Origin of the sequence: Flavobacterium kochi (genome assembly GCF_048286715.1) — a bacterium.
GTDB lineage: Bacteria > Bacteroidota > Bacteroidia > Flavobacteriales > Flavobacteriaceae > Flavobacterium.
On record NZ_JBLVPW010000076.1, the window covers coordinates 1 to 1,470 of the forward strand.

Genomic DNA, 1,470 nt, shown 5'->3' on the forward strand with positions numbered 1-1,470 from the left:
ATTGCAGCGGTAAAACCTAGCACCTCAATGGTGAATACTATCCCTGCCGGAATTCTGGTTGAAATGTATAAACCCCAACTATATTGAGTAGTCGGGGCTTTGAAGAACCAATTGGTGACCTTCCTAGAAGGATCCCGTATAGAATAATGTTAGTTCAAAAGTACATTTCCTGCTGCTTTTTTTCAAATTTTCACTTAAATTTTTTATCATGAAAAAGACAGAAAAAATGCAAATCATTAATCTCCATGCAGCGGGGATTGATGTTGGCTCAAGAAGCCATTTTGTAGCAGTAGGACAGAATCCAGAAGATGTGCGAGAATTCGGGGTTTATTCAGCGAACCACGCTGAAATGATTTCATTTTTAAAATGTAAAGGCATCACAACCATCGCTATGGAAAGCACTGGAAGTTATTGGCAGACACTGTTTTTTGAATTACAACGCTCTGGTTATGAAGTCATATTAGTTTCTGGATACCAGACTAAAAATGTACGAGCAAAAACTGATGTTAAAGATTGCCAATGGATACAAAAACTTCATTCATTAGGCCTGCTCAGAGGATGTTTTTTACCTTCTGAACAAACTGCCAGACTGCGGGTGCTGCATCGCCACCGGTCTTCAATCCAAGCAAATGCTGCAGCAATGATAAACAAAATGCAAAAATCACTTCGGCTGATGAATTTACGATTAGATGTTGTTTTAGGTGATATAGTCGGTAAAACTGGTACAGCTATAATAGAATCCATTCTGCAAGGAGAACGCAATGGGCTGGTATTAGCTCAATTAGCCGATCCTCGGGTTAGAAAATCAAAGCAGGAAATAGCGGATGCTTTGCAAGGACAATGGAGCGACGAACTGCTTTATGAATTGGAAGACTGTTATGATATTTATAAAACCTTCCAACTAAAAATGCAAAAGTGCGATCAAAAGATTGAAGCCCTATTAAAATCGTTTCTACCCAATCCATACAATGACAAACAACAAATAGATCTTGCTAAAAAACAGCTCAAAGGAAGGAACCAACCAAAATTTGACCTTTCTTGGTTAAGTTACAATTACTATGGTGTTGATTTATTTGCTATTGAAGGAATCGGCACTAATACAATTATGACTTTGATTACTGAAATTGGACTAGATTTATCTAAATTTAAAACCGCCAAGCAATTTACATCCTATTTAAGGCTTGCCCCAAATAACCGTGTAAGTGGGGGAAAAATAATAAGTAGCCGCACACCAAAAGGAGCCAACAAGTTTGCGTTATCCTTAAGAAATGCTGCCAATTCAATCGACCGCATCAAAGTCGGAAATCTTACATCATTTTTCAAAAGGGTCGCTTATAAAAAAGGAAGAGCCGCAGCCATCACAGCAACAGCTAGAAAGCTCGCCGTTATCATCTGGAACATGGCCGTGAAAAAGCAAGCCTATCAGCCAATACAAAACGAGATTTACGAAGGGCTGGTTAAACAAAAACG

1 protein-coding gene is annotated in these 1,470 nt (G+C 38.6%); it reads left to right on the forward strand.

The genetic code is table 11. The features are described from left to right. Positions 1-208 precede the first annotated feature (208 nt). Positions 209-1,470, forward strand: a 1,262-nt coding sequence (locus ACNQGH_RS21855) for an IS110 family RNA-guided transposase (protein ID WP_417958129.1), incomplete at its 3' end; no start/stop codon positions are given.